The 25,234-nt window shown below is 68.9% G+C and carries 19 protein-coding genes; 7 read left to right on the top strand and 12 right to left on the bottom strand.

The genetic code is table 11. From position 1 onward, the window contains the following. Positions 1-21 precede the first annotated feature (21 nt). The 8 genes from DEU38_RS02510 to DEU38_RS02475 form a co-directional block, all read right to left on the bottom strand. Positions 22-2,898 carry a BTAD domain-containing putative transcriptional regulator gene (locus DEU38_RS02510; protein WP_114718513.1) on the bottom strand — a complete coding sequence of 959 codons (2,877 nt, stop codon included), beginning with the start codon at positions 2,896-2,898 and terminating at the stop codon, positions 22-24. Positions 2,899-2,933: 35 nt separating this feature from the next. Continuing rightward, a complete protein-coding gene (locus DEU38_RS02505; protein ID WP_114718512.1) occupies positions 2,934-4,067 on the bottom strand; it encodes an acyl-CoA dehydrogenase family protein in 1,134 nt (377 codons plus the stop codon). Between the two features lie 8 nt (positions 4,068-4,075). Beyond that, on the bottom strand, positions 4,076-5,251 hold the full coding sequence (locus DEU38_RS02500) for an acyl-CoA dehydrogenase family protein (protein WP_114718511.1): 1,176 nt from the start codon (positions 5,249-5,251) through the stop codon (positions 4,076-4,078). A gap of 91 nt (positions 5,252-5,342) precedes the next feature. Next, positions 5,343-5,786, bottom strand: coding sequence for a hypothetical protein (locus DEU38_RS02495; RefSeq protein WP_114718510.1), 444 nt, complete (start codon positions 5,784-5,786; stop codon positions 5,343-5,345). Between the two features lie 60 nt (positions 5,787-5,846). Beyond that, entirely contained in the window at positions 5,847-8,372 is a 2,526-nt protein-coding gene (locus DEU38_RS02490) for an ABC transporter permease (protein ID WP_114718509.1), read from the bottom strand. Between the two features lie 4 nt (positions 8,373-8,376). Then, complete coding sequence (locus tag DEU38_RS02485; RefSeq protein ID WP_114718508.1) at positions 8,377-9,144, bottom strand: ABC transporter ATP-binding protein; 768 nt, start codon at positions 9,142-9,144, stop codon at positions 8,377-8,379. A 72-nt stretch (positions 9,145-9,216) separates the two neighbouring features. Then, positions 9,217-11,589, bottom strand: a complete 2,373-nt coding sequence (locus DEU38_RS02480; protein ID WP_114718507.1) for an arylsulfatase — start codon at positions 11,587-11,589, stop codon at positions 9,217-9,219. A 164-nt stretch (positions 11,590-11,753) separates the two neighbouring features. Further along, positions 11,754-12,515 (bottom strand): SDR family NAD(P)-dependent oxidoreductase, encoded by a 762-nt coding sequence (locus DEU38_RS02475; protein WP_114718506.1) that lies wholly within the window; start codon positions 12,513-12,515, stop codon positions 11,754-11,756. 114 nt (positions 12,516-12,629) lie between these two features. Between DEU38_RS02475 and DEU38_RS02470 the strand changes: the two genes are divergently transcribed. The 3 genes from DEU38_RS02470 (at position 12,630) to DEU38_RS02460 (ending at position 16,125) form a co-directional block, all read left to right on the top strand. After that, positions 12,630-13,406, top strand: a complete 777-nt coding sequence (locus tag DEU38_RS02470; protein ID WP_114718505.1) for a deoxyribonuclease IV — start codon at positions 12,630-12,632, stop codon at positions 13,404-13,406. Between the two features lie 97 nt (positions 13,407-13,503). After that, positions 13,504-14,133, top strand: coding sequence for a hypothetical protein (locus DEU38_RS02465; RefSeq protein WP_114718504.1), 630 nt, complete (start codon positions 13,504-13,506; stop codon positions 14,131-14,133). A 93-nt stretch (positions 14,134-14,226) separates the two neighbouring features. Continuing rightward, positions 14,227-16,125, top strand: coding sequence for an ABC transporter ATP-binding protein (locus DEU38_RS02460; RefSeq protein WP_114718503.1), 1,899 nt, complete (start codon positions 14,227-14,229; stop codon positions 16,123-16,125). 13 nt (positions 16,126-16,138) lie between these two features. Here DEU38_RS02460 and DEU38_RS02455 read toward each other — a convergent pair whose 3' ends face one another. Continuing rightward, positions 16,139-16,678, bottom strand: a complete 540-nt coding sequence (locus tag DEU38_RS02455) for a C40 family peptidase (RefSeq protein WP_254622865.1) — start codon at positions 16,676-16,678, stop codon at positions 16,139-16,141. Between the two features lie 180 nt (positions 16,679-16,858). Next, entirely contained in the window at positions 16,859-18,640 is a 1,782-nt protein-coding gene (locus DEU38_RS02450) for a DEAD/DEAH box helicase (protein ID WP_114718502.1), read from the bottom strand. 257 nt (positions 18,641-18,897) lie between these two features. On the opposite strand from DEU38_RS02450, the gene DEU38_RS02445 reads away from it, so the two are divergent. From DEU38_RS02445 to DEU38_RS02430, 4 genes are all read left to right on the top strand, one after another. Further along, positions 18,898-20,190 (top strand): TrpB-like pyridoxal phosphate-dependent enzyme, encoded by a 1,293-nt coding sequence (locus DEU38_RS02445; protein WP_181818650.1) that lies wholly within the window; start codon positions 18,898-18,900, stop codon positions 20,188-20,190. Between the two features lie 110 nt (positions 20,191-20,300). Then, positions 20,301-20,945 (top strand): phosphoribosyltransferase, encoded by a 645-nt coding sequence (locus DEU38_RS02440; RefSeq protein WP_114718501.1) that lies wholly within the window; start codon positions 20,301-20,303, stop codon positions 20,943-20,945. Positions 20,946-21,014: 69 nt separating this feature from the next. Beyond that, a complete protein-coding gene (locus tag DEU38_RS02435; protein ID WP_114718500.1) occupies positions 21,015-21,734 on the top strand; it encodes a heme peroxidase in 720 nt (239 codons plus the stop codon). 163 nt (positions 21,735-21,897) lie between these two features. Continuing rightward, positions 21,898-23,685, top strand: coding sequence for a long-chain fatty acid--CoA ligase (locus tag DEU38_RS02430; RefSeq protein WP_114718499.1), 1,788 nt, complete (start codon positions 21,898-21,900; stop codon positions 23,683-23,685). A gap of 84 nt (positions 23,686-23,769) precedes the next feature. Here DEU38_RS02430 and DEU38_RS02425 read toward each other — a convergent pair whose 3' ends face one another. Further along, a complete protein-coding gene (locus tag DEU38_RS02425; RefSeq protein ID WP_114718584.1) occupies positions 23,770-24,525 on the bottom strand; it encodes a maleylpyruvate isomerase N-terminal domain-containing protein in 756 nt (251 codons plus the stop codon). Then, complete coding sequence (locus tag DEU38_RS02420; RefSeq protein ID WP_114718498.1) at positions 24,525-25,151, bottom strand: alpha/beta hydrolase; 627 nt, start codon at positions 25,149-25,151, stop codon at positions 24,525-24,527. Before DEU38_RS02420 ends, DEU38_RS02425 begins: the two co-directional genes overlap by 1 nt. Positions 25,152-25,234 lie beyond the last annotated feature (83 nt).

The raw sequence follows: 25,234 nt of genomic DNA, 5'->3' as shown, positions 1-25,234 counted from the left end.
TCGTCCGTATAACGTTGGGCTCTAATGTGATTCCGGAACCGGCCCCTCGACGAGCTCGCCCACCAACCGGTTGACCTCTTCGCGAGTGAGGTGCGAGCCGACGGCCGCGTACTGCTCGTACTCCTCGTCGTCCAGGGCGTCGTGGACGACGGCGGCCTCGATCGGCCCATCCACAGCGTCGAGCCACGCCGGCAAGAAACCGGCCTGCGCGCCCAGCGCATCGACGGCCCCCAACAACACCGCACCGTCGGTGGGACGCCCCGCCGCCGCCAGAACCGCAGCAGTCGAGTGGATCATGACCAGCCACGACGTCACATCACCCTCCTCCTGGAGATCGGCCCGCAGCACCCGCATCGTCGCCAGTGCACCTTCGACATCGCCGGCATCCGCAGCCGCCTTCATCAGCGCCCACGTCGACGACGTCACCGCCCACCGGTGACCGCACCGCTCCGCGACACGAATCGCCTCCCGAAGTTCGACCCGAGCCTCCTCGAGCTCGCCCACCGAGCGCAGCAGCATGCCGAGCACCATCCGCCCCTCCGCCTCGGCCCACACTGCGTCATGCTCGGCCGCCAACTGCACCGCGTGGCGTGCCAGCTCGACCGCCACCTCGGGCCGGCCCTGCATCGCCACGAAATGCGCGCGCCAGGCGTCGTCACGCGCCACCTCGCCGATCTCACCGATCGAGGACCACAGCTGCGCGCCGCGCCGCACCGCGTCCTCCGCCGTGGGGGCATCACCGGTCAGGTAGGTGAGCGACGCGAGCCCGTCCAGCGCCCGCGCCATGACGCGAGGCTCCGGTGGACGCCAGTCCCCCGCAACAAGATCCAGCGCTGTGCGCAGGAACTGCAGCCCCTCCCCGATGTTGCCGACGCGATACCAGTACCAGGCGAGACCACCGGCCAGTTCCAGTGCATAGTGTGCGTCGTCCACCGCGAAGGCCGACTCGAGCGCTGCCCGATGCTCCGCCTGGTCCCGTCCGAGCATGTTCATTGCCTGCCCTGCCCGAGCACTCCGCAACGCACCCGCGACAGACTCGACGCGCGCAAGCACGAAAGCCCGGTGCGCCGCGTGGATCGCGATCATCTCGGCGTCGTCGGCCTGCTCACGCGCAAACCGTCGCACGGTCGCCAGCATCCGGTAGCGGGTAGGTGAGCTTCCGGGAACCACGCGGACCAGCGAGCGGCGGACCAGCGAGGTCAACACCCCGGATACCTCCACCGTGGTGCCCAGCAGGCACATCGCCGCAGCACCCTCCACGTCGAACGACCCGGCGAACACCGCGACCCGACGCAGAAGCCGAGCCTCCTCGTCCGACATGAGCCGGTTCGCCCAGTCGATCGTGTCCCACAACCGACCGCGAGTACCGATGGTCTCCGTCAAGTTCCCGTGCTGCAGCGTGTACCGTTCCACGAGCCCGGCCGCTATCTGGTCCTCACGCATCCACCGCAACTGCGCCGCAGCAAGTTCGATGCCCAGTGGCAGCCCGTCGACCGCACGACAGATCGTGTGCACGGCCTCGGTATTCTTCGGATCCAACTCCCATCCGGCGGTGACACCGCCCGCCCGCTCGGCGAAGAGTTCGACCGCGACGTCGTCCACAGGCAACGGCTCGACCTCGTACACGACCTCACCGGTGACCCCGAGCCGTGCTGTGCCCGTGACGATCACGTGAATCTGCGGGCACCTGGCGACGATCGCTCGCGCGACATCGGCCGCATAGTCGGCGACGTGCTCACAGTTGTCGAGGACGAGCACGCACGATCGAACCGCCATCACCTCCGCCAGGTGCGTCGCCGAACCCACCCCCGGTAGCGACAACAGGGTCGCGATCGTCGACGGGATCAGCGCCCCGTCCGTCACCTTGGTCAGATCCACGACCCACGGCCCGTCCGGATCGTCGCGCCGACGACACACCTCGACCGCGAGCCTGGTCTTGCCGACGCCACTGGGACCGACCAGGGTGACCATCCGCCGCTCGTCGAGCAACTGTACGACCGCCGAGACGTCCCGTTCACGATCGACCAGACGAGTCCGCGGCACCACCAGATTCGACCCCGCCTTCTGCGGCGGCGGCGACACCCGCGCCGACTCCAGATACACGCTGTCGTTCGTCAGGATCGCGGATTCGATGCGTCGCAGACCCGCGCTGATCTCGGTGCCGAGCCGGTCGTCGATGATGGCGCGGCAACGGCGGATCGCCGCGAGCGCATGCGGCAGCTGACCCGACTGGCACAACCCCAGCACCAGCAACTCCCACGCCCGTTCGTCGAGCGGATGATCCGCCACCAGCGCTTCGGCCTCGACCACCGCCGACGCCGGCGCAGCGCCTTCGAGGTGTGCCGTCGCCAACGACATCCGCGCGTGGTACCTCATCGAGGTCAGCCGTGCCACCTCGCTCTCGATGAACACGGTCTCGGTGAACGCGGACGACGGAATTCCCGCATAGGCGAGGCCGCGCCACTCACGGAGGCTCTCCTGGTAGGCGTGTGCGGCCGCGACCGACGAGTGTTGCAGCATCGCGTCGCCCTGGCGGACGTGGTCGACGAACCGGGCCGAATCCACGGCATCACGCTCGACGGCGAGCTGGTACCGGGTGCCCTCACGCACCAGGATGCTGCCGCCGGGCGCCGGGCGGTCACCGTCGAGCCGACTCCGCAACCCCTCCAGCGCCTGCTCGAGTGGATCGGTCTCCCCGCCACCGGGCTGCCCGTTCCTCTCGGCCGCCGCCCGCGTGTGCCGGACCTGCGCGCGGAGACGTTCGACGTCGACGGAGTAGGGGAAGGCCACCAGCAGTGCCGCGAGCAGTGCGCGCTGCTGCTGATCGAGCAAGACCGGTTTGCCCCCGCGCACGGCCGTGACGGGACCCAGGACCGCGAACTCGATTCCGTTCGCCATCGGTCACTCCCTTCGCGCCGTCCGGGCGGACGCCGTCAGCCCGCGACGTCGACCATGTCGTGCCCCGCGACGTCGGCGACGAGGACCCGCAGGTGATCGTCGGTCGAGCCGAGGGTGTGTTCGATCGCGGTCAGTCGGGACACGTAGTGCCCCACCACGTATTCGGCGGTCATACCGATGCCGCCGTGCATCTGGATCGCTTCTTGCCCGATGTGCCTGGCCGACCGGCCGATCCGCAATTTCACCCGCGATGCGATGACCGGATCGATCACGCCGTCGGCGAGCGACATCGTCGCGTACAGACTCATGCTGCGGGCCAGTTCCAACGAGACATACATGTCGGCCGCGCGTTGAGTGAGAGTCTGGAAGCTCGCCAGCGGCACACCGAACTGTTTGCGGGTCCGCAGGTACTCGGTGGTCAGCCGCAGGGTCTCCTCCATCGCGCCCACCGCCTCGGCACACAGCGCGGCCTGCGCGCGGACCTGCGCGGCGCGGATCGCGGCGACGACATCGCCGCCGTCGCCCAACGGCTCGGCGGGGGCGTCCCGGAATTCGATCTGCGCGGCCCGCAAGCCGTCGTGCGTCGCATATCGCTGTCGAGCGACGCCGGGCGCGTCCCCATCCACCAGGAACAGGCCGACGCCGCCGTCGGGCAACGCCGCGGACACGACGACCGAGTCGGCGCAGTCACCGTGCGGCACCGGATTCTTGGTGCCGGTGAGGGTCCACGAATCTCCCTGCCGCACAGCACTGGTGCCCACCTCGACCGCCGGCCACCGGGTCCCCGACTCGGCGTGGGCGAACGCGAGCAGCACCGCGCCGCCGAGGACACTCGGGAGGATCTTCCGCCGCTGCGCCTCGCTGCCGACGTCGGCAATCAACGAACCGGGCACCAGCACTGCATCCAGCAGCGGTTCCGGCGCGAGCCGTCGGCCCAGTTCGGACATCACGAGTCCGACCTCGACCGGGCCGGCATCCGAGCCGCCGTCCTCGTCGGAGAATCCGAGCCCGAGCAGTCCGGTCTCTGCCAGCCTCCGCCACACGTCCTCGCTCCAACCGCGCGGCGTCGCCTTGACCGCCGCGAGTGCCTCGGGGTCGTAGCTGCGGCCGAGGAGTTCCCGCGTCGTGTCGCGCAGCAGCTTCTGTTCGTCGTCGAGTTCGAAGTCCATGCCACGCCTCACAATCCGAGGATCGACGACGCGATGATGGTGCGCTGCACCTCGCTCGACCCGCTGTAGATCGACACCTTGCGGTAGTTCAGGTACGCGGGCGCGGCTCGCTGCGCCCACAGTGGGCTCTCGATGTCGGCGCCGGCCTCGAACGGCAACGAGTCCGGGCCCGCGATGTCGACGAGCAGTTCGGTTGCGGCCTGCTGCAATTCGGAACCTCGCAGCTTCAACAGCGACGACGCCGGGTCCGGCTTGCCGTGCACCGAACTGGCGACCACCCGCAGCTGCGTGAGTTCGAGTGCGAGCAGTTCATTCTCGAGTTCCGCGACGCGGGCCGCGAACAGCGGATCGTCGAGCAGAGTGCCCGCACCGAGCGGAGTGCGCGCCGCGTGCTCCTTCGCGCGCGCCAGCTTGATCTTGGTGCGGCCGACACCGGTGACGCCGGTGCGCTCGTTGCCGAGGAGGAACTTCGCGTAACTCCAGCCGGCGTTCTCCTCCCCCACCAGGTTCTCGGCCGGCACGCGGACATCGTCGAAGAAGACCTCGTTGACCTCGTAGCTGCCGTCGATGAGGCGGATCGGTCGCACCGTCACGCCCGGGGACGTCAGGTTCACCAGGATGAACGAGATGCCCGCCTGCTTCTTCGGAGCGTCCGGATCGGTGCGCACGAGGCAGAAGATCCAGTCGGCGTACTGCGCCAGCGTGGTCCACGTCTTCTGCCCGTTGATCACGTAGCTGTCACCGTCGCGGACGGCGCGGGTCTGCAGCGAAGCGAGGTCCGACCCCGATCCCGGCTCCGAGAAGCCCTGACACCACCAGATGTCGAGGTTGGCCGTCGCGGGCAGGAACCGCGCCTTCTGCTCGTCCGAGCCGAACGCCGCGATCACCGGACCGACCATGTTGGCGTTGAACGCCAGCGGCTCCGGGACCGCCGCCAACTGCATCTCGTCGAGCCAGATGTGCCGCTGCACCGCGGTCCAGTCCCGGCCACCCCACCGGACGGGCCAGTGCGGTACCGCGAGACCCGCGGCGTTCAGGATGCGCTGCGTCGTGACCACGTCGTCGCGGCCGAGTGTGGCACCCGACGCCACCCGCTCACGAATCCCCGCCGGGACCTCGCTCCGGAAGAAGGTGCGCATCTCGTCGCGGAACGCGCGCTCGTCCGCGGTCAACGCCAGATTCATCGATGATTCCCTCCACACCTGAACCGGATCCGGGTCCTCGATGCGAACGGTACTCCCATGTAGGGCGGTGAACGGCGCTTTGCCGCGGCGCCTAGCGAGTCTCGAGAACCAGCAGAGCGCCTCCGCCACCGGAGTCGACCCGGGTGGTCAGATCCAGGTCCGGTGCAAGCCGCGAGAGGCGGTCGAGGAGCCACTCACCGGCCGCCCGCGCATCCGCCTCGCCGGGACAGCGTGCCACCGCGACCCGGCCGCCCTTGCGCGTCAACTGCTCGACGACACCGATGATCGGCGCCGGGTCCACCACGAACAGTTCGTCGGGCCACGCGACGACCGGCTTGATTGCGCCCTTCTTGGTATTGCAGGCACGGTGCGCGAGGCGCTCCTGGACCGACTTGCCCTTGCTCTTCTTCGCGGTGCTGATGCCGTCGACGCTCGGTCCGCGCGGATCGTTGACCGACATGTCCGGGTCGACCGGCTCGTCGCACAGCCAACAGCGCCAGCCGTCACGATCACCGATTTCCTGCAGGTTGCTCACGCGAAGACGGTACCTTCGCGGCCGAAGCCGACGAAGGTACCGCCCCTGGTTTCGCCGCGCCTACATGTCGGCGATGGCCTCGAGCGCCCGGGTGCGGGCCGCCCGGTTGGCGGGCCACAGTGCGGCCAGGACGCCCACGACCGCGGAACCCAGCAGCATCCCCAGCACCTGTCCCCACGGCACCGAGATCTGGTCGAGGCCCTGGTCGGCGAGCGTCCGGACGAAGCCCCACCCGAACACGACACCGAGGATGACGCCCACCAGGGCGCCGAACACCGCGATCAGAACCGACTCGAGGTAGATGGTGCGGCGGACCTGCGCCCGCTGCATACCCACCGCGCGCAGCATGCCGATCTCCCGGCGCCGCTCCACGACCGAGAGCGCGAGGGTGTTCACGATGCCGAGGATCGCGATGACGACCGCGAGCGCGAGCAGGCCGTACAGCACGGCGAGCAGCGCATCGATCTGCTGGCCCTGCGTGCCCTTGAACTGTTCGCGGTCCTGGACCTGGACCACGACGAACGGGTCGGTCGCGGTGGCAAGGTCGGTCGCCATCGCCGTGAGGTCGGCACCGGGCGCCGCCTTGATCAGCACCGCCCACTCGGTGCGCATGTTCGGCGCCGTCATCTCCTGGTACACCTGGTCCGAGACGAGCCACGGACCCAGCAGCTGGTTGTCCTCGTAGATACCGGTGACAGTCGTGACGACCTGCTCGCCGTCGCGGTCGGTGAGGGTCACCGGGGTGCCCATCGCCCACCCGCGGTCGGCAGCCTCGGTCGCACTGACCAGCATGTCGGTGCCGGACACCGACGAGGCCCCTTCCTTCATCGTGTAGGCGAGCACGCCTTCCGGCGACCCGCTCAGCGCGGTGCCGTAGACATCGGCGTCGCCGATCTTCGCGGCGACACCGTGCAGCGAGATCGCGTCGGTGACGCCGTTCACCCGCGCGGCGGCGCCGGCGGCGCCGGCCGGCACCCCGATCCCCTGGGGGCCGGTGAGCACGAAGTCGGCCTCCACGCCCTTGTCGACGAGCGAGTTCACGCTCGCCTTGGCGGACGCACCGAACACGCCGATCACCGACACGAGCATCAGCCCGAGGGTGAGCGCGAACGCCGTCGCCGCGGTGCGGCGCGGATTGCGGACCGCGTTGGTGCGGGCCAGACGCCCGACCGGACCGAACGGCTTGGCGAACACGGCACCGAGCGCACCCACCACCGGACGCGACAGCGCCGGAGCGGCCAGCAGCACCGCGAGAACCAGGGCGAGCGCCCCGAGCCCGACGACGGCGGCCGCTCCGCCACCAGTGGATTGTGCTCCGACGACCAGCGCAAGGACACCCAGCACGGCCGCGATCGCGCCGATCAACGTGCGCACCCGCAGGGTGTCACCCGTGGAGGCGAACTCCTCACGCATCGCCGCAACCGGCGGAACCTTGGCGGCCCGGCGGGCCGGCGCGTACGCGCTGACGACCGTGACGATCACACCGAGCACGAGAGCCACGATGATCGTGCGCGGCGCCACCTGCAGCGGGCCGTCGGGCAGGCCGAGATCGAACGCGTTGAGCAGACCCCGCAGGCCGTACGCGAGCCCGATGCCCGCGGCGATGCCCAGCGCGCTGCCGATCACGCCGACGATGAGCGCCTCGAACACGACCGACCGGCCCACCTGCTTGCGGCTGGCACCGATCGCACGCAGCAGGGCCAGCTCGCGCAGGCGCTGCGCGACGATCATCGAGAACGTGTTGTAGATGATGAACGTGCCGACGAGCAGTGCGATGGCGCCGAAGGCCAGCAGGAAGTAGTTGACGAAGCTGAGCGCCTCACCGATCTCGTCCTTGGTCTCCTGCTTGACCTCGGCGCCGGTCTGAACCTTGGTGTCGGGCAGCGCCGCCGCGATCCGATCACGCAGCTCGTCCTGCGACACTCCCGTCCCGGCAACGTCGATGTACCCGACGTGGCCGCCGTCGGTGAACAGCTCGCGCGCCTGCGCGTCGGTGAACAGCGCGCCGACATATCCACCCGTGTCGGACTCGGGCGCGTAGATGCCCGACACAGTGACGTCGTTCCAGCCGCGCATCGTCAGGACGCGCGTGGCGGAGCCGACCTCGAGGCCGGCCCGGTTCGCGGCACCCTCGTTGAGCGCGATCTGGTTCGGCTGCTCCGGCGGGGTACCCGTGACGAAGACCGTCGGCTCTCCCAGTGCCTGATCCGGCGGCAGGTACGACGAACCGATACTGGGTGCGCCACCGTTCTGCATCGGCTTGCCGGCCGAGTTGAGAACAACGATCTGGCCACCCACTGACGGCGCGACGGTGCGGACACCGTCGACGGAGCGGATCGTGTCGACGTCCGCGAGGGGGACGCCGCTCGAACCCTGCTCCTCGGGACTGACGCGGACGTCGACGCCCTGCGCGGTGCCGTCGAAGATGCTGTCGAACGTCTTCTGCAGGGTGTCGGTGAAGACGAACGAACCGGCCACGAACGCCGTGCCGAGCACCACCGACAACACAGTCAGGACGAGCCGCACCTTGTGGGCGGCGAGATTGCGCAGCGAAACCTTGCGCATCGGGGAATTGGTCACTGCCATGGCGTCAGACCGTCTCGAGGTTCTTCATGCGGTCCAGCACCGACTCCGCGGTGGGCTCGCGCAACTCGTCGACGATCCGGCCGTCCGCCAGGAAGACCACGCGGTCCGCGAAGCTCGCGGCACGCGGGTCGTGCGTGACGATGACGACGGTCTGGCCGAACTCGTCGACCGCGGCGCGCAGGATCGACAGGACCTCACCCGAGGAACTCGAGTCCAGGTTGCCGGTCGGCTCGTCACCGAAGATGATCTCCGGCTGCCCGGCCAGCGCCCGCGCGCACGCGACACGCTGCTGCTGCCCGCCGGACAACTCACCGGGCCGGTGGTCCAGCCGGTCCCGCAGCCCGAGCCGGTCGATCACGGTGTCGAGCCACTGCTGGTCGGCGCGGCGGCCGGCGATGTCGAGCGGCAACGTGATGTTCTCGAGGGCGGTGAGCGTCGGCACCAGGTTGAACGCCTGGAACACGAACCCGATCCGGTCGCGGCGCAGCTGGGTCATCTGCTTGTCCGAGAGCGTGGTGAGATCGGTGGCTCCGATCAACACCGAACCCGACGACGCCTCGTCGAGGCCGGCCAGGCAGTGCATGAGCGTCGACTTGCCGGAGCCGGACGGCCCCATGATGGCGGTGAACTCCCCCCGCTCGAACTCCGCGGACACGCCCGCGAGCGCGTGGACCTGGGTGTCCCCCGACCCGTAGACCTTCGTCAGGTTGACCGCGCGAGCGGCGACTGTGGTTTCGGTGGGCAACTCGGTTTCGGTTGGCATGCCAACCATCCTCACCCGCGGGCCCGACAGAAGACCATCGGGGACATCCCTGATCTTGGACCCCGACCTGCGGATGAAGCCTCAGTCATGGGAGAACGCGCGGGCGATCTCCCGCTCGAGATCCAGATACGGCTCACCGGAGACGTCGGCCACCACCTTGGCGATGGTGCCACCACGGAACCGGAAGGGCGCCCGGTAGAGAGCCGAGACGGACTGTCCGGGGTCGCGACCGATGCGGATGCCCTGCCCGACCCCGGAGAACATCGCCGGTTGCAGTCGCATCCCGGTGAGCGAGCCCACCGCACGATCATCGATGTACAGAGTCGTGTCGCCGAGCGGCGTGAACTGGTCGTCGGCCGCGCCGGTCCGGACGAACCGGACGCCGAGCACGTGGTCGCCGGCCGTCACCGGTTCCGTCGACACCACCACCTGTTCCTCCTCGCCCAGGAAGTTGTAGACGTACTTCAGGAACCCGTCCTGCACGAACAGCGTGTGCCCACCGAGCCGGCCGCCGTGCGCGAACAGCACACCCTCGGCGGCACCGGCGGCGGGTCCGCCGTCGCGGGCCTCGATGCTGACCTCCGCGAGCACCGAGAACGACCGGCCCCGCATCTCCAGTGCCGCACCCGGACCCACCTCCGCGGCATCGGGGTAGTAGACGAACGACTCGCGGGCACCGGTGAGGTACGGCCGATACCGCAGGAACGCCGACACCATGTCGAGGTCGTTGAGCGGCAGCCCGCCGTACTTCTCCGCCTCCTCGAACCACAGCGCGCGCATCTCGTCGAGTCTGTCCGGCCGCGCGGCGGCGAGGTCGTGGACCTGGCTGCGATCGCGCGCGATGTGGAACAGCTCCCACCGGTCGTCGTCGAAGTGCGACCAGTTCGACGGCGCCGCGGGGTGGACGGTGTTCGCGAACCAGCCGTCGTGCCAGATCCCGCGGGTCCCGAGCATCGAATAGAACTGGGTCAACTTCCCGGTCGCCGCATCGGGGTCGTCGAGGATCGGCCTGAAGCTGGTGCCCTCGAGCGGCCGCTGCGGAACACCACCGACCAGAAGCGGCGGATCGATACCGAGGCACTCGTAGACGGTCGGCGTGATGTCGGAGACGCTGATGTAGTGGTCGCGGATCTCGCCGCGGGCCGCGATGCCGTCGGGCCACGAGATCAGGCACGGGTCCGCGATCCCGCCCTCGTGCGACGCGTACCGCTTGAACAGCTTGTACGGGGTGTTGAACGCCATCGCCCAGCCGAGGCAGTAGTGGTTGTACGTCTCCGGGCTGCCCAACTGGTCGATCTTCTCCAGTCCGTCCTCGACCTTGTCGGCGTACCCGTTGAAGAACTTGTACTCGTTGACCGACCCGTTGGGCCCGCCCTCACCGCTGGCACCGTTGTCGGACAGCAGCACGATCATGGTGTTGTCCAGCTGACCCGATTCCTCCAGGTAGTCCAGCAGCCGGCCGAGCTGGGCATCGGTGTAGCTCTGGAACCCGGCGAACACCTCGGCCATCCGGCAGAACAGCCGCTTCTCGTCGTCGCCGAGGGAGTCCCACGGGCGGACCGTGTCGAGCGGCGGCCAAGGCAGGCCCTCCGCGCTGACCTCCCCGGAATACGGGTTCATCGGGGACAGTTCGGTGTCCGCCGGGATCAGGCCGAGCCGCTTCTGATTCTCGAGGACGATCTCCCGGTACTTCTCGTAGCCCATGTCGAAGCGACCCCGGTACCGGTCCGCCCATTCCTTCGAGACATGGTGCGGCGCATGCCCGCAACCCGGACAAAGGTACATGAACCACGGCTTGTCGGGAGCGATCACCTTGGAGTCCCGGATGAACTCGATCGACTTGTCCGCCAGGTCCTTCGACAGGTGGTACCCGTCCTCGGGCGCGTACGGCGGCTCGACCGGATGGTTGTCGTAGACGAGGTTCGGGTACCACTGGTCGGCCTCACCGCCGAGAAACCCGTAGAACCTCTCGAATCCCCGCGCCAACGGCCAGTTCCGTTTGGTCGCGGCGAGATTCGCCTCCTCGAGCGGTGTCAGGTGCCACTTGCCCACCGCGTAGGTGTTCCAGCCGCGCTCACCCAGGACCTCCGACAACAGCGCGCAGTCGGCCGGTATGCGACCACTCGCGTTGGCGAACCCGTCGGTGAATTCCTCGATCGTGGCCATTCCGACCGACGTCGCGTTGCGACCGGTCAGCAGCGACGCGCGGGTCGGTGAACACAGTGCCGTCGTGTGGAACTGGCTGAGCAGCAGGCCGCGGTCGGCGATCCGCTTCAGATTGGGCATTTCGACCAGCCCGCCGTACATGTCCCACGTACCGATTCCGGTGTCGTCCCACACGACGTACAGCACGTTCGGCGCCCCCTCGGGGGCACGAGGTTCCGCGAACGGCGCCCAGTCCGGCGTCGAATCCCGAATGTCGACCGAAACCTTGCCCGTGAATTCCGCAGCCATAACCGGGTCCTCCCGATGCGGTGAGACTCTCATCATCACACGCACAGGGAGGACCGCGGGCCGGATCGTCGGACTACGTTCGGCTTTCCGTCACGACGCCGAAACCGCCTGTGCAGTCCGGAAAGTCCACGACGTCCGATCGGCCCGCATCACCTTCGACAGGCTCAGGCCCAGCGGGCCTGACCACCGTCGAGCGGAATCGTGGCACCCGTCAGATAGGCCGCATCGGGTCCGACCAGGAACGCGACCGCGCTGCCGATGTCGGTCTCGGCGTCACCGATCCGTCGCATCGGAATGCTCGCAACGAAGGCGGCGGCCTCCTCCGGACGGGCGTCCGCCCAACGCTGCAGACCCGGCGACATTGCATGCGGTGCAACAGCATTGACGCGAATGTTATCGACACCCCACTCGCAGGCGGCGGCGCGGGTGAGCGACCGGACGGCCTCCTTCACCGACGCGTAGCCGCCGTAACCGCTCGCATCCCAGCGCACCGCGACCGACGAGACCATGTTGACGATCGCTCCGCCGCCACGCTCCTTCATGTGCGGGTAGCAAGCCTGCATCGTGCGCAGGGCCGCAACCGGACCCGACGTGTACGCGCGCTCGAGGAGACCCGCCTCGAGATCGTTGATCGGACCCAGCGGGTTGAGGCTGGCATTGTTGACCAGGATGTCGACGCCGCCGAAGAGCGCCGCGGTCGTGTCCACCGAACGTGTGATGTCGTCGGCGCTCGACACGTCCGCGACGACCGGCTCGGCGATCCCGCCGAACGCCGCGATCGCCTCGCACGTGTCGATCAGCTTCGACTCCGTCCGCCCGGACACGGCGATCCTCGCGCCCTCCTTGGCGAGTGCGAACGCAATTCCCTGACCGACGCCCTGGCCGGCGCCCGTGATGAGCGCGACCTTTCCGTCCAACTTGCCCATGTGGTCTCAATCTCCCGCATCTGTCGGTGTGCTGACAGCCACATAACCAGGCGGCGTCCATCCACGGCGGGCGTTTCTCGATGACCGGGACCGCCCCACGGCTACTCTCGGGACATGCGGATCGGAGCCCATGTCCGGCAGGACGCCGACCCCATCGGGGCCGGCGAGCGTCTCGGCGCGGACATCGTCCAACTGTTCCTCACCGACCCCCAGAAGTGGGACAAGCCCGAGCCCCACCCACAGACCGAGCAGATCCTCGCGAGCCCGATCGATGTCGTCGTCCATTCGTCGTACGTCATCAACGTCGCGAGCCTCAACAACCGACTCCGGATGCCGTCCCGCAAGGCCGTCGCAGACCAGGCAGCCGCTGCCGCCGACATCGGGGCAGTCGGCCTCGTCGTCCACGGCGGTCACGTGCGCGACGGCGAGGATCCGGCCGCGGGCGTCGAGAACTGGCGCAAGTTGTTCGAGCGCCAGCAGGACAAGGGCGGTTTCCCGGTCCCGATCCTGATCGAGAACACGGCCGGCGGCGACTTCGCGATGGCCCGCCACCTCGACGCGATCGGACGCCTGTGGGACGCGGTCGGCGAATTCGGCGCGGGATTCTGCCTCGACACCTGCCATGCGTGGGCGGGCGGCGAGGAACTGCTCGGCATCGTCGAGCGGATCCGCGCGATCACCGGGCGCATCGACCTGGTCCACCTGAACAACTCGCGCGACGAGTTCGACTCCGCCCGCGACCGGCACGCGAACCTCACCACCGGCCTGATCGACCCCGCGATGCTCACCGCCGTCGCGTCCGCGGCCGGCGCCCCCGTCATCCTCGAGACCCCCGCCGACGGCATCGCCGACGATCTGGCCTACCTGCGCGACGCCCTCGCCGGCGACTGAGCGCGACTGGGCGCGTCGGACGTCACACATACCGAATCGGACACGACGCCGCGTCGGACCGCGACCGCGGAACGTGCCCGACCTACCATCGCCACTCATGACGTACCTTCGGTCCCGCCGCACGCTCGCCATCTCCTCCGTCGCCGTCGCGGCGCTCGCGCTCGCCGGTTGCTCGAGCACCGACGCCGAGCAGACCGCGTCGACGACCTCGATCACCACGTCGACGTCCGAGGCCTCTCCGACGAACATCGCGCCGCTCGCGGCAGCCGACGGCACGATGACCGACGCCCCGACCGAGGTTGCCCCGCAGACCGGGCAGGCCTCCCCCGACGCCGCGCTGACCATCACCGACATGCGAGTCGGCAGGCACGACGGCTTCGACCGGGTGGTGTACGAGTTCGGCGGCGTCGGCACGCCCGGGTGGCAGGCCGAGATCGTGTCCACCGCGAATCAGCAGGGCAGCGGCAAGCCCCTCGCGGTCGCGGGCCAGGGCATCCTCCAGGTTCTCATCGAGGGGTCGACCATGCAGCCCCAGGCCGGTGTCGAGCCGTATGCGGGACCCAATCCGCTGGAGGTCGGGTCCGGCGGTGTCGTGACCGAGGTCCGCGACGCGGGCGTCTTCGAGGGTCGGGCGCAGACGCTGATCGGGCTGTCCCAGCGGGACGTCGGTTACCGCGTCTACACCCTGAGCGATCCCACCCGACTGGTCGTCGACATCGCTCACTGACTGCCCGCGCCTTGACCTCGAGCAATGTTGAGGTCTTACCTTCGGTGTCGGACCCCGGTCGTATCGTGACCGGGCCGACGAGAGGGGCGCACCATGAGCATGGAGGTCACCGCGTGGAACGCGATGTACAACGCGATGCACGCGCAGCAGGACCGTCGTCCCTTCTCCCGCGCCACGCTGCGCCGGGTGGCCGGCTACGCGCGCCCACACCGTAGCCACATCGCGTGGTATCTGCTGCTCAGCGTCGTCACCGCGGCGCTGGCGGTGGCCACCCCAGTTCTCGCCGGCCGCGTCGTCGACGCGATCGTGGCCGGCGACTCGGCCGACGTCGTGGTGCGGCTTGCGCTGCTCATCGCCGCGATCGCCGTGTTCGAGGCGGGTCTCGCGATCGTCACCCGATGGCTGTCCTCGAGCATCGGAGAGGACCTCATCCTCGATCTGCGCCGAGCCGTGTTCGACCACGTGCAACGGATGCCGGTCGCGTTCTTCACCCGCACGCGCACCGGCGCGCTGGTCAGCCGACTCAACAACGACGTGATCGGCGCGCAACGCGCGTTCAGCGACACCCTGTCCGGCGTCGTCGGAAACCTCGTGACACTGGTGATCACGCTGATCGTGATGATCGGCATCTCATGGCAGATCACGCTGCTGTCGTTGCTACTGCTTCCCATCTTCGTCCTGCCTGCCCGCCGGATGGGCGCACGCCTCGCCCAGCTCAGCCGCGAAGCCGCCAACCACAACTCCGTGATGAGCACGCAGATGACCGAGCGGTTCTCGGCGCCGGGGGCCACACTGGTCAAGCTGTTCGGCCGCCCAGCCCAAGAGTCCGCCGAGTTCGCGGTCCGCGCCCGGCGGGTCCGCGACATCGGTGTCCGCACCGCGATGCTGCAGTCGGTGTTCGTCACCACGCTGACGCTGGTGTCGGCGCTGGCACTCGCACTGGTGTACGGGCTGGGTGGTTTCTACGCGCTGCGCGGCCAACTCGAGGCGGGCGCGGTCGTCTCCCTGGCGCTCCTGCTCACCCGGCTGTACTCGCCCCTCACATCGCTGGCCAGTGCCCGAGTGGACGTCATGAGCGCGATGGTCAGCTTCGAGCGGGTCTTCGAGATCCTCGACCTGAAGCCGCTCATCACGGAGAAGCCCGACGCCGTCGACCTCCCGGCAGGCCCGGCGTCGGTCGAGTTCCGGTCCGTCGACTTCGCGTACCCCTCCCCCGACAAGGTGTCGCTCGCGTCGCTCGAGGAGGTCGCCGGACTCGACACCCGTACCGGGTCGACGGTCCTGCACGACGTCAGCTTCCGACTGGAACCGGGCCGGATGGTCGCGCTGGTCGGGTCCTCCGGTGCCGGGAAGTCCACCATCGCGCAGCTCGTTCCACGGCTGTACGACGTCGACGCCGGGTCCGTCCTCATCGGCGGCGTGGACGTGAAGGATCTGACCACCGATTCGATTCGACGGACCGTCGGAATGGTGACGCAGGACGGCCACCTGTTCCACGAATCCGTGCGGTCCAACCTGCTGCTCGCCCGGCCCGAAGCGACCGAGGCGGAGCTGTGGGAGGTTCTGCGACGGGCGCGCCTCACCGCCCTGATCGAGTCACTGCCCGACGGCCTCGACACCGTCGTCGGCGAGCGGGGCTACCGGTTGTCCGGCGGTGAACGGCAACGACTCACCATCGCCCGTCTACTCCTCGCGCAGCCGCGGGTCGTGATCCTCGACGAGGCCACCGCCCACCTCGACTCGACCTCCGAGGCCGCAGTCCAGGAAGCCTTGACCGAGGCGCTCGACGGCAGGACCGCGATCGTGATCGCGCATCGGCTGTCCACCATTCGCGCGGCCGACCTCATCCTCGTGGTCGAGAACGGTCGAATCGTCGAGCGCGGCAACCACTCCGAGCTGCTCGCGGCCGACGGACGCTACGCCGAGCTGCACCGGACCCAGTTCGACACCGGCACGCCCGGAGCCCCGGTCCTCACCGAGGTACTGCGCTGACCTCGGCGCCGCTTCAGAAGAAGCGGCGAATGTTGTGGATCCGGAAGTCCGACAGCGGTCGCAGCCCGGTCGGGACACCCGTGCCGTAGGCGTTGAAGACCATGCCGTTGCCGGCGTAGATCCCCACGTGCCCGGCGATGTCGTAGGTGTCCATCGTGATGACGTCGCCGGGTTGCAGCACCGACAGCGGGACCAGCATGCCGCCGGTGAACCGTGCCATCTCCTGACTGGTCCGCGGGAGATTGATCCCGACCGTGCGGAACGCCCACTGCACCAGTCCCGAGCAATCCCACGAGTCGGGACCGTTGCCGCCCCACAGGTAGGGCTTGCCGGTCTGCGTGGTGGCCGCGGCCAGCGCGGCGATACCGCGCGGGCTGGGGATGGGCAGGGGGATGGCGATGTCGCCACTGCCGGCGAACAGGCTCGCGCTGCCGCTACCGCCCGAACTCCCGAACAGCGAACTCGGGTCTGCCGCCGCTGGTGCGGCCAGACCGACTGCACCGCCCACGATCAGGGCGGCCGCGATGAGACCTCGACGAATCGTGTGGACCACGCTCGTGCCTCCTTGCTGAAGATTGCGCCGATCCCCGACCGCAAACTGTGAGGCACGTTACAGAGCAGGCGACACTCCCGTCACAGGATCGTTCGCATTCACAGGAAACGGGTGTCGGCGAGTTCACACTCGCCGACACCCGTCCTGGCGTCGATTTGTCCTGTCGGAGGGCCCGACGAATCAGTCGCGCGGGCGACGACGGTCCGACGACCGATCGCTCTTGGGGCGGCCGTACTTTCCGCCGGCGCGGTCGTCACGACCACCGCGCGAGGGCCGACCGGAGGGAGCGCCCTGGTCGGGCTGCAGCTGGATCAGCACACCCGAGATGCGCGTCGCGCGCAGCGCCTCGACCGTCTCGCTGGACAGGTCGGCCGGGAGTTCGACCAGGCTGTGGTCGGGCCGGATGCTGATGTGCCCGAAGTCGCTGCGGCGCAGCCCGCCCTCGTTGGCGATGGCGCCGACGATCGCGCCGGGAACCACCTTGTGCCGCTTGCCGACCGCGATGCGGTAGGTGGCCAACTCCTGGCCGTCGCGGTTCTGGCGCGGCGGACCGTCGTCGAAGCGGCGCGCGGGCCGCTCCCGCGGCTCACGCGGGGCACGCGGCGGAGCCGGCGGCTCGGGCGACATGAGGAACGACTCGCCGTCCCGAGACTGGACCGCCAGCGCCGCAGCGATGTCGGCGAGCGGCACGTCGTGCTCACGCTCGTAGTCCTCGATCAGCTTGCGGAACAGTGCCAGGTTGTCGGAGCTCAGGCTCGCGGTGATGGAGTCACCGAACTTCGCGACACGCTGCGCGTTGACGTCCTCGACGGTGGGCAGCTGCATCTCGGTGAGCGGCTGCCGCGTGGTGCGCTCGATCGACTTGAGCAGGTGACGCTCGCGCGGGGCCACGAACAGCAGCGCGTCACCGGTGCGCCCGGCGCGGCCGGTACGACCGATGCGGTGCACGTAGGACTCGGTGTCGTGCGGGATGTCGTAGTTCACGACATGCGAGATGCGGTCGACGTCGAGGCCGCGGGCCGCGACATCGGTGGCGACCAGGATGTCCAGGGCACCGGACTTGAGCTGCCCGATCGTGCGCTCACGCTGCGCCTGGACGATGTCGCCGTTGATCGCGGCGGCGGAGAAGCCGCGCGCACGCAGCCGCTCGGCCAGGTCCTCGGTGGCCTGCTTGGTCCGAACGAAGATGATCATCGCCTCGAAGGTCTCCACCTCGAGGATCCGGGTCAGCGCGTCGAGCTTGCGCTGGTGCGCCACCTGCACCCACCGCTGGGTGATGTTCGACGCGGTAGCCGTCTTCGACTTGACGGTGATCTCGACGGGATCGTGCAGGTACTGCTTGGAGATCTTGCGGATCGCGGGCGGCATGGTCGCCGAGAACAGCGCCACCTGCTTGTACTCCGGGGTGTCGGCGAGGATGCGCTCGACGTCGTCCTGGAAACCCATCTTGAGCATCTCGTCGGCCTCGTCGAGGACGAGGTACTCGAGATTCGACAGGTCCAGCGTGCCCTTCTCCAGGTGGTCGATGACGCGACCCGGAGTTCCGACGATGATCTGGGCGCCACGACGCAGACCCGACAGCTGCACGCCGTACGCCTGACCACCGTAGATCGGCAGCACGTGCAGACCCGGGATGTGGGCCGAGTACTTCCCGAAGGCCTCCGCGACCTGCAGCGCGAGCTCGCGGGTCGGGGCCAGGATGAGCGCCTGCGGGACCTTCCGGTCCACGTCCAGGCGAGACAGGATCGGGATCGCGAACGCGGCGGTCTTGCCGGTGCCGGTCTGCGCGAGACCCACGACGTCCTTGCCGGCGAGCAGCGGCGGGATGGTCGCGGCCTGGATAGGCGAGGGCGACTCGTATCCGACGTCGGAAAGGGCCTTCAGCACACGTTCGTCGATCTCGAGGTCGGCGAAGGTGATGGGATTGTTGTCGGACTGCGGGTCACGCTCGGTGTCACTCATTTGACCAGTCAGTTTAGTCGATGCGCGACGCCGCGCGTCTGGCGCGCCTCCCCTCCGCCCATACCCCGACGCCTGAACGGGAATTCGGTGACCGTTTCCGGGCCCCGCGCGTGCCGTGAACTCCCGTTCGGCGCATGGCCACTCGCACGGCCACCGAAGATGAGCGGTGGCGGATGGGCGGCACCCCGAATGCAGCGCGGGAATGACTGACATCACAATGTGGACGACCGCCCGTCACCCCTGGAGAGGAACCAGCAGTGTCCGAGTCGAGTATCCCGACGCCCATCCCCACCCACTGGTACAACATCGTCGCGGACCTGCCGGTCGCCCCGCCGCCCCACCTGCACCCGGGCACCAGGGAGCCGGTGACCCCCGCCGATCTGGCGGCGCTGTTCCCCAGCGCACTGATCGAGCAGGAGGCCACGGCCGAGCAGTACATCGAGATCCCCGAACCCATCCGTGAGGCCTACCGGACCTGGCGGCCGGCACCGCTGATCCGCGCGCGCGAGTTCGAGAAGGCGCTGGGGACCCCCGCTCGGATCTACGTCAAGTACGAGGGCGTGAGCCCGGTCGGCAGCCACAAGACCAACACCGCGGTCGCGCAGGCGTACTACAACGCCCAGGACGGCGTCAAGAAGATCACCACCGAAACCGGTGCCGGCCAGTGGGGCAGCGCGTTGTCGTTCGCGTGCGCCAAGTTCGGCATCGAGCTCGAGGTGTGGCAGGTGCGCGCGTCGTACGAGTCCAAGCCGTACCGCCGCCATCTGATGGAGACCTACGGCGGCATCGTGCACCCGAGCCCGTCCGACCTCACCGAGTCGGGACGCAAGATGCTCGCCGACTTCCCCGACACCCCCGGCTCGCTCGGCATGGCCGTCACCGAGGCCGTCGAGGTCGCCGCGAACGATCCCGACGCACGCTATGCACTCGGCAGCGTCCTCAACCACGTGGTGCTCCACCAGACGGTGATCGGCCTCGAGGCCGTGGAGCAGCTGCGCGACGCCGGTGAGGCGAACGCCGACGTCGTATTCGGTTGTGCAGGTGGCGGTTCCAACCTCGCCGGCCTCGCATTCCCGTTCATCCGGGAGGTCCTGCACGGCAAGGCACAGACCCGGATCATCGCTGCCGAGCCGGCCGCGTGCCCGTCGATCACCAAGGGCGAGTACCGCTACGACCACGGCGACGTCGCGGGCCTGACCCCGCTGCTCAAGATGCACACGCTCGGCCAGGACTTCGTCCCGGACCCGATCCACGCCGGCGGCCTGCGCTACCACGGCATGGCGCCGCTGCTCAGTCACACCGTCGAACTCGGTTACGTCAAGGGACAGGCCGTCGACCAGACCGACTCGTTCGACGCGGGCGTGCTGTTCGCGCGGACCCAGGGCATCGTCCCCGCGCCCGAATCGGCGCATGCGATCGCTGCCGCCGCCGAGTACGCGCGCGGGCTCACCGAGCCCGAGGTGCTGGTGATCGGGCTGTCCGGTCACGGCATGCTCGACCTGCCCGCCTACCAGGCGCACATCGACGGCAACCTGGTCTCGACGGCATAGTTCGCACTCGTGGTTGCGGCGCCCGGGAGTCCGTTTCCGGGCGCCGCACCTGTGCGCGGTCTGCGGCGTATCGTCGAAATCGAGATCGAATCTCTTCGACGGAGCACGTCATGCACTATGCGACGCGTGCCGGAGCCGGACGGGCACTGGCCAAGTCGCTGAGCCATCTGCGCGGGTCCGATCCGGTGGTTCTGGGACTCCCCCGCGGCGGCGTACCGGTGGCATACGAGGTCGCCCAGGCTCTCCGCGCTCCCCTCGATGTCATCCTGGTCCGCAAGCTCGGCGTGCCGTGGCAGCCGGAACTCGCGATGGGAGCGATCGGCGAGGGGGATGCGGAGGTCCTCAACGACGACGTGATCCATCGCGGAGGCGTGACGCGCCAGGCCCTCGAGTCCGTCCGCACGAAGGAGCGGCAGGAACTGGCGCGACGCGCCGATGCCCTGCGCGGCGGGCGGGCACGCACACCGCTGACGGGACGGACCGTCGTACTCGTCGACGACGGCATGGCGACCGGCGCCACCGCAGCGGTCGCCTGTCAGGTTGCACGTGCCGCGGGGGCGACCAGGATCGTCGTCGCGATACCGGTGGCATCGCCGGAGGCAGTCTCGCGGCTGCGAGTCACCGCGGACGAGGTGGTGTGCCCATTCACGCCCGTGAATCTCGGTGGCGTGGGCGGCGCATACGTCGACTTCCACCAGCTGGACGACCGCGAGGTCACCGAGCTGCTCGCCCGCGCCGGCGAGCCCCGGACGTGACCGGTGCAACATTCGGCGCCGCAGCACCGATACACGTCTCGTCAGGCCCTGCGCAGCGAGGGAGGATTCGTGAGCGTCTCGGAACAGCAAGTGCAGACGGTGGTCCAGGCCTGCCGCGACAGACTCGGCGACCCGGCCGGCTGGGTGCCGCCCGACGAGTATCGGGACAGCCTCGCACTCTGCATCATCGAGTCGGTCCAGGCAGCCGGTGATCGGTACGCCGACGCCGGAACCGTGGTCGACCGATACCGCGCGTACCGGCAGGCCCACGTTCCGGGCCGGGTCACCGACGGCGCTCGTGAACTTCTGCGCACGTTCGAGGAAGTGGGCAGTTCCGATCAGTGGGCCGGGAAGATCGGCAACTACAAGCGCCGCTACTCCGAGAACGCCGCGCCGTTGCGCGCCGCCGAGATCCAGCGCACCGCCGAACGCCTGTACGCCCTGCACATCGACTCGGTCGGCGACCTGGTGGGCGCCACCCGCGACGACCGCACCCGCAGCGACCTGCGAGCCGCGTGGGACGAGTGCTGCGGCGGACCCGACGACGCGATGTGGCAGCACCTGATGACCCTGACGGGTGCACCCGGTTCGCCCGGCACCGCCACGGCCACCGACGAGTTCGTGCGGTCTGCACTCGCGGACACCCCCGGCGATCCCGCACCCTCGGCTCCGCCGACCGAAATCCTCGCCGCGGCCGCCGATCGCCTCGGTGTCCCGGCAGCCGCGCTCGAGCACGCGGTCCGGCGGTGGCGATGCACGCGCGAGGACCACTTTCATCCCGTTGCGTGACTCGCACAGCCCCCTACCTGGAGAAAGTTAGCATTACATACGGTTACATTTATTTCCGCAGGTCGACAGCCGAAATGCGCAAACCGGACTCGAGACTTAGTGCAAAGAGACCCTGAATGTGATGCAATGCACATCCATCATGTCATTTCTCGGAGGGGTCAAAGTGCGTGAGTATTCGGTTCCACAGTCGTTCACCATTCCGGAAGACGCGTCCATGGCCGACACTGTGTTCCGGTACGAAGCGGAGTGTCCGAATCTCGTGCCCTTCAAGAAGCCGGGCAACGGTGGATGGGTCGACGTCACCGCGGCCCAGTTCGCCGGCGAGGTCAAGGCCATCGCGAAGGGCCTGATCGCGTCCGGCGTGGAACTCGGCGACCGCGTCGCAATCCTCTCGGCCACACGCTACGAGTGGGCCGTTCTCGATTACGCCATCTGGACCGCCGGCGGATGCACGGTCGCGATCTACGAGACGTCGTCCTCCGACCAGGCGCAGTGGATCCTCGAGGACTCGGCCACGTCCTTACTCATCGTCGAGACGTCGACGCACGCCGAGACCGTGAAGGACGTCGCCGAGGCCGCCCCCGCGCTGCGCGAGGTCCTGCAGATCGAGGCCGGAGCCCTCGACGAGCTCATCACCCGCGGCGCCGGTATCAGCGACGACGAACTGCACGAGCGTCGACAGCAGGTGCGCGCGTCTTCGCCCGCAACCCTCATCTACACCTCCGGCACCACCGGACGGCCCAAGGGCGTGCAGCTCACCCACTCGAACTTCTACGCCGAGTCGGCCGCGGTGAGGATTGCGTTGGGTGACGCGTTGCAGGAGGGCAATCGCACCCTGATGTTCCTGCCGCTGGCCCACGTGTTCGCGCGCGCGATCTCGTTCGGCGCGTTCGACGCCAAGGTCACCGTCGCGCACACCGCCGACCTGACGACACTCATCGACCAGTTCGCGATCTTCAAGCCCAACTTCATCCTCTCGGTCCCCCGCGTGTTCGAGAAGGTCTACAACTCGGCCAAGCAGAAGGCCGAGGACGGCGGCAAGGGCAAGATCTTCGCGAAGGCCGCCGAGACCGCAATCGCGTGGAGCGAGGCGCAGGAGCAGGGCAGCCCCGGACTCGGCCTGCGCCTGCGGCACGCACTGTTCGACAAGCTGGTCTACGCCAAGCTGCGCGCCGCGCTCGGCGGTGAATGCGACCGTGCAGTCTCGGGCGGTGCCGCGCTCGGCGCGCGCCTGGGTCACTTCTTCCGCGGGATCGGCGTTCCGGTCTACGAGGGCTACGGCCTCACCGAAACCAGCGCTGCCGTCACGGTCAACACCATCCGCGACCAGAAGGTGGGGACCGTCGGCAAGCCGATCAACGGTCACGCCGCGAAGATCGCCGAGGACGGCGAACTCCTGGTCCGCGGCCCGGTCGTGTTCGACGGTTACTGGCACAACGACCAGGCCACTGCCGATTCCATCCGCGACGGCTGGTTCCACACCGGTGACCTCGGGTCCATCGACGCCGAGGGGTACGTGTCGATCACCGGGCGCAAGAAGGAGATCATCGTGACCGCCGGCGGCAAGAATGTCGCCCCGGCCGTGCTCGAAGACGCCCTCCGCGCGCACGCGCTCATCAGCCAGTGCCTCGTCGTCGGCGACGCGAAGCCGTTCATCGGCGCCCTCATCACGCTCGACCCGGAGGCGCTACCCGGCTGGAAGGAACGCAACGGCCTGCCTGCCGACACCCCGATCTCGGAACTCGTCAAGCATGCCGACCTCGTCGCCGAGATCGACGCCGCGGTCTCCGAGGGCAACAAGAAGGTCTCCAACCCGGAGCAGATCAAGAAGTACCGCATCCTCGAGGTCGACTTCACGGTCGATTCGGGCGAGCTGACCCCGACGCTCAAGCTCAAGCGCAACATCATCCACCAGGAGCACGCGGTCGCGATCGAGGCGATCTACTCCTAGTCGTTCGACGACACGTCCGGGCCCGGGTGCGACACCGCACCCGGGCCCGGACCGTCGTCAGTGTCGGTGGATTTGCCCGCGTCGCTACAGGGCCGCCGAGCCCAGCAGCGCCCGCGCCACCGCGGAATCGCCGATCACGTCGAGGCCCACCAGGGGGCGGCGCCGCCACAGCGTGAGCAGCAGGTCCTGCGCCGGACCACGCAGCGCCACATCGGCTTTGCGATGCTCGCGAGTAACCTCCACCGTTCCCGGTGCGAACGCGAGATGCCACTCCGCGGCGTCGGTGTCGGTGCCGTGGAGGTGGATGGTGCGCCCGGCGAGCGAGTCCGGCAGCCGGCCGCCGGCGGCGAGGCGGCCCAGGAACACGTCCACCCATTCGTCGACGCCGTCGGCCGCGATCTCCGGATCCAGCTCGGCGACCTTGGGACCCCCGGCAGCCTGCAGCGTGTCGGACACGTCCATCCGGTGCACGGAGACCTCGTGCGTCTGCCGGCGGAGCCACCACGCCACGGTGCCGGGGCCGACCATCGTCGGAACCTGCTTCCCGGGGTCGAGTCGGGTGAACTCGTCGAGTAGCGCCTCGAGCGCAACCCTGTAGGCGGCAAGACATTCCGGCCCTCGGGGCATGTCGCCGGAGCGACGGATCTCCGACACCGATGCCTCCGGCGGGGCCTGCAACGCGGCGACCACCCACTGGTGGATCTTGCCGGTGTGTCGTACGACGTGTTCGACGGTCCAGTCCGGCACCGTGGGAACAGGTTCGGACAGCGCAACGACCGGCGTCGCAGCCAGTGTCTCACCCTCGTCGCGCAGAGCGGACAGCAGACGCGTGTATTCCATCAGCACACCGTAGCGTCGAGCACGAAGGCGGCGACATCGTTCGTGACTGCCCGGTGGATCTTTTCGTGCAGCAGGTCGTGGCCGGTGTCGGGGTACTCCCGCACGGTCACTCCCGGCAGGCCGGACGTCCACGCGCGCACCCCGTCGATCGGCGCCAACCGGTCGTCGACGCCGTGGATCGCGAGCACCGGAAGATCCGGTCTCGCGAAGTCCGATGTCTCGGCATGCCGCACAACGGATTTGGGTGTTCCACAGAGGACGGCTGCCGCGAACCGCTCCGGTCCGCGCCGCAGCAGCGTGATCGACACGGCGGCGCCCAGCGAGTGGCCCATCAGTACCTGCGGCACCCCGGGACACGCCTGTGCCGCCGTCGTCGCGAGGAGGGCCGCGTCGTCCGCGAGATCCCCCAACGCGCCGGGCACACCGGGAGTGCCTTCCGACAGCCCGTGCCCGGCCTGGTCGATCCCCCACATCTCGATGTCGTGCCGGGCGAGTCCGGCGGCGAACCGGTGATAGTGCCCGGTGTGCTGGCCCATCCCGTGCAGGAACACCACGACGGCGCGCGGTTGATCGACGGTCCAGCGACGGTAGTGGATCTGTCCGGTCGCCCCGGTGAAGAACGGCATGGCTCCATTGTGGTGGGGGACGCTGCGGCGGCCGCGAGCCCTCCCCTGGTTGTCGCCGCCCGATGGCACAATCGGCCCGAACC

Origin of the sequence: Rhodococcus sp. AG1013 (assembly GCF_003350365.1) — a bacterium.
Classification (GTDB): domain Bacteria; phylum Actinomycetota; class Actinomycetes; order Mycobacteriales; family Mycobacteriaceae; genus Prescottella.
Note: the sequence above shows the minus strand (reverse complement) of the source record. Positions and strands in the feature narration are given on the sequence as shown.

Coding starts and splice junctions, on each gene's coding strand:
- DEU38_RS02510 (WP_114718513.1), bottom strand. CDS start 2,898: ATGGCGAACGGAATCGAGTTCGCGGTCCTGGGTCCCGTCACGGCCGTG.
- DEU38_RS02505 (WP_114718512.1), bottom strand. CDS start 4,067: ATGGACTTCGAACTCGACGACGAACAGAAGCTGCTGCGCGACACGACG.
- DEU38_RS02500 (WP_114718511.1), bottom strand. CDS start 5,251: ATGAATCTGGCGTTGACCGCGGACGAGCGCGCGTTCCGCGACGAGATG.
- DEU38_RS02490 (WP_114718509.1), bottom strand. CDS start 8,372: ATGGCAGTGACCAATTCCCCGATGCGCAAGGTTTCGCTGCGCAATCTC.
- DEU38_RS02485 (WP_114718508.1), bottom strand. CDS start 9,144: ATGGTTGGCATGCCAACCGAAACCGAGTTGCCCACCGAAACCACAGTC.
- DEU38_RS02480 (WP_114718507.1), bottom strand. CDS start 11,589: ATGGCTGCGGAATTCACGGGCAAGGTTTCGGTCGACATTCGGGATTCG.
- DEU38_RS02475 (WP_114718506.1), bottom strand. CDS start 12,515: ATGGGCAAGTTGGACGGAAAGGTCGCGCTCATCACGGGCGCCGGCCAG.
- DEU38_RS02470 (WP_114718505.1), top strand. CDS start 12,630: ATGCGGATCGGAGCCCATGTCCGGCAGGACGCCGACCCCATCGGGGCC.
- DEU38_RS02465 (WP_114718504.1), top strand. CDS start 13,504: ATGACGTACCTTCGGTCCCGCCGCACGCTCGCCATCTCCTCCGTCGCC.
- DEU38_RS02460 (WP_114718503.1), top strand. CDS start 14,227: ATGAGCATGGAGGTCACCGCGTGGAACGCGATGTACAACGCGATGCAC.
- DEU38_RS02450 (WP_114718502.1), bottom strand. CDS start 18,640: ATGAGTGACACCGAGCGTGACCCGCAGTCCGACAACAATCCCATCACC.
- DEU38_RS02440 (WP_114718501.1), top strand. CDS start 20,301: ATGCACTATGCGACGCGTGCCGGAGCCGGACGGGCACTGGCCAAGTCG.
- DEU38_RS02425 (WP_114718584.1), bottom strand. CDS start 24,525: ATGGAATACACGCGTCTGCTGTCCGCTCTGCGCGACGAGGGTGAGACA.
- DEU38_RS02420 (WP_114718498.1), bottom strand. CDS start 25,151: ATGCCGTTCTTCACCGGGGCGACCGGACAGATCCACTACCGTCGCTGG.